Below are 3,006 nucleotides of genomic sequence, written 5' to 3'. Positions count from 1 at the left end.
TGCGCATCGAGCGCCGACAACGGCTCGTCGAGCAGCAGCACGCGCGGCTCGCAGACGATGGCACGCGCGAGCGCGACGCGTTGGCGCTGGCCGCCCGACAGTTCGGAGACGCGGGCGCCAAGCTTGTCGGCGAGACCGACCATGTCGAGCGCTTCGCCGGTGCGCTTAGCCTGTTCGGCTCCAGACAGTTTGCGCAGCGACAGACCGAAGCCGACATTTTCTGCAACATTCATGTGCGGGAACAGCGCGTAGTCCTGGAACACGGTGTTGACCGGCCGGTCGAACGGTCGAAGGGCCGTGATATCGCGACCATCGAGCAACACCTTGCCGCTCGACGGGCTTTCGAAACCGGCGATGACGCGCAGGCTGGTGGTCTTGCCGCAGCCCGACGGCCCGAGCAGCGTGATGAACTCGCCGCTGATAATGTCGAGATCGACAGCGTCGAGCCCAACGATGCCGCCGGGAAAAATCTTCGAGACCGCCTGCAGCCGGACGAGTGGATCAGGCGCCATCGCGAACCTCGGACGGCTTCGTGGTGTTGACCCAGAGAATCTGGCACCGCTCGGCGCCCGGATTGCGGAAGGCATGCAAAAGCGTGCTCTTGAAGGCAAAGCTGTCGCCCGCCTTCAACCCGTATTTCGTCGAATCCACCACCAGTTCGACCTCACCGGCCAGCACGAAGCCGAATTCATGGCCGGCATGCGCATAGGCCTCGGCCGTGCCGCCGCCAGCTTCCACCGTCACCAGCATGCCGGTCAGCGTCGCGCCCGGCGGTGACAGCAGCGCCTTGGCAATGCCTTCCGATTTCACCGGGATTTGCCGCCGCTTGTCGGCACGCACGCAATAGAGATCGTTGGCCGCATCGTTGCCGTCGGCGATCAGCGCCGACGGCTCGATGTCGAGGGCGGCGGCGAGCGGCCAGATCACCTTGACGCGCAGCGAGGACATGCCGCGCTCGATCTGGCTCAATGCACCGATCGACACGCCGGCCTTTGCCGCAAGATCGGCCAGCGACAAATTGCGCTCCAGCCGCAGCGCCCGCACGCGCCGGCCGACGCGAACGTCGGCATCGTCCTTCGGCTTCCCAGCCGCTTCATCCAGCATGTCCATGCGTTAGTCCTCGTTTGCTTTCCCTTCTCCCCTTGTGGGAGAAGGTGGATCGGCGCGCAGCGCCGAGACGGTTGAGGGGTGTTCCAGCGGAGTGAGACGCTGGTGTTCCCTGGAGCACCCCTCATCCGTCGCCTTCGGCGACACCTTCTCCCACAAGGGGAGAAGGGGGAGCTTTATCCCCCCGCCTTCACCTTCTCAAACATCTTGGCGAGGTCGTCATTCTGTTTCATCGGTCCGGTGAAGATGGTGGTCTTCAGCATCACCTCCGGGTCGGACGGCAGCTGCAATTTCTCCAGCTCCTCCTTCGGCACCGCCGCGAAGGCCGAACTGGTCGAGCTGCCATAGCCGTAGGCCTCGATCAGGTATTTGCCGGAATCCGTCTCCAGCCGGCTGTTGATGAAATCATAGGCGAGGTCGACATTCTTGGCGTCCTTGAGCATCACGAAGCCGCAGGCCCAGGTCAGCATGCCCTCCTTGGGCTTCATGAACTCGACCGGCACGCCCTGCTTCTTGAGCGAGGTGGCCGACGCGTTCCAGGTCATGGCGGCGACCAATTGGCCGCTGGCCAGCGCCTGTTCGACGGAGGTCATGTCGGTGGTGTAGTTGGAGAGCAGCGGGCGCTGCTCGCGCAGCTTCTCGGCCACCTTGTCCATTTGCTCCGGCGTCATGTCGAACGGATTGACGCCGGCGAGCAGCGCCGCCACGACAGGCGTGTCATGCACCGCGTCGATCGTCGCCATGCGACCGGCATACTGCTTGTCCCACAAAAGGTTCCAGCTCGCTTCCGGGTTCTTCACCAGATCGGTGCGGTAGAGGATCGAGGTGTTGCCCCAGTCCCACGGCACCATCCAGACCTTGCCGTCGCCAGCCTGCAGGTCTGGCAGGTTCTTGAACACCGGGAAGATCGAGTCCCAGTTCTTGATGCGCTTGGTGTCGATTGGCTGCAGCAGGCCTTCCTTGTTCCAGCGCGCCACCTTGTCATAGCAGGGATGCGCAATGTCGGGTCGGAAGCCGGCCTTGACCTTGGTGAAGGCGTCATCGTCGTCACCGAAGATCGAGGCCTCGACGCCATCGGGATGCGCGGCAAGGAAGCTCTTGTTGAAGTCGGGCAGTTCATAGCCCGACCAGGTGAAATATTGCAGCTTTTCGCCGGCGAAAGCGACGGTCGACGACAGCGCCAGCGCGAACGCCGTCAATCCAGCGCAAACAGTCTTTGCAGAGATCGATTTCAGGTCGAATGCCATTGCAGTTCTCCTCTCTTGGTTTGTTTTGGTTGTGATGGATCCGCGGGCTTTGGCGCCGTGGCGGATAAGCCGCGATGGCGCAGGATTTCAGCTGCTGCAGCGATGACGAAGGACACCGCCAGGATCGAAGTGCCCAGTGCCATCACCGTCGGCAGCGACCGGGGAAAACGCAGCTGGCTCCAGATGTAGAGCGGCAGCGTCGGCTCGGTGCCGGCCAGGAAGAACACGACGATGAATTCGTCGAAGGAGATCAGGAAGGCCAGCATGAATGCCGAGACGATGGCCGGCAGGCTGAGCGGCAGCATGACCCGCCGGAAGGTCGTCCAGTCGGAGGCGCCGAGATCGAGTGCCGCCTCGCGAATGGTTTTCGGGATGGCGGCGAAGCGGCTGCGCATGATCACCACGGTCGTCGGCAGCGCCACCAATATATGGCCGAGAACGATGGCGACGCGCGATGGCCCCAGACCAACGAGGTTGATGAGGATCAGCAGCGATATGCCGACGATGACGCCCGGGATCAGGATCGGCAGCCGTGCGATGGCGCTGATGGTGGCGGCCAGCGGCGAGCGGCCGTAGAGGTCCATGTAGGACACGGTGATGCCGCACAGCGTCGCACCCGTGGCGGCGATGGCGCCGATGGCGAGGCTGTTCA

4 protein-coding genes are annotated in these 3,006 nt (G+C 63.4%); all 4 read right to left on the bottom strand.

What is annotated here, in order from left to right; translation table 11 throughout:
* A partial coding sequence (locus EN991_RS29950; RefSeq protein ID WP_127370097.1) for an ATP-binding cassette domain-containing protein occupies positions 1–512 on the bottom strand: 512 nt, incomplete at its 3' end.
* A complete protein-coding gene (locus EN991_RS29945; RefSeq protein ID WP_024502622.1) occupies positions 502–1,110 on the bottom strand; it encodes a cupin domain-containing protein in 609 nt (202 codons plus the stop codon). The genes EN991_RS29950 and EN991_RS29945, both read right to left, overlap by 11 nt.
* Before the next feature lie 173 nt (positions 1,111–1,283).
* Positions 1,284–2,354 carry an ABC transporter substrate-binding protein gene (locus tag EN991_RS29940; RefSeq protein WP_127370096.1) on the bottom strand — a complete coding sequence of 357 codons (1,071 nt, stop codon included), beginning with the start codon at positions 2,352–2,354 and terminating at the stop codon, positions 1,284–1,286.
* A partial coding sequence (locus EN991_RS29935; protein ID WP_164769468.1) for an ABC transporter permease occupies positions 2,339–3,006 on the bottom strand: 668 nt, incomplete at its 5' end. The genes EN991_RS29940 and EN991_RS29935, both read right to left, overlap by 16 nt.

Origin of the sequence: Mesorhizobium sp. M7A.F.Ca.US.005.03.2.1 (genome assembly GCF_003997795.1) — a bacterium.
Taxonomy (GTDB): Bacteria; Pseudomonadota; Alphaproteobacteria; order Rhizobiales; family Rhizobiaceae; genus Mesorhizobium; species Mesorhizobium ciceri.
The sequence above is the reverse complement of the archived record's forward strand: the minus strand, read 5'-3'. Positions and strand labels throughout refer to the sequence as shown.

Coding starts and splice junctions, on each gene's coding strand:
- EN991_RS29945 (WP_024502622.1), bottom strand. CDS start 1,110: ATGGACATGCTGGATGAAGCGGCTGGGAAGCCGAAGGACGATGCCGAC.
- EN991_RS29940 (WP_127370096.1), bottom strand. CDS start 2,354: ATGGCATTCGACCTGAAATCGATCTCTGCAAAGACTGTTTGCGCTGGA.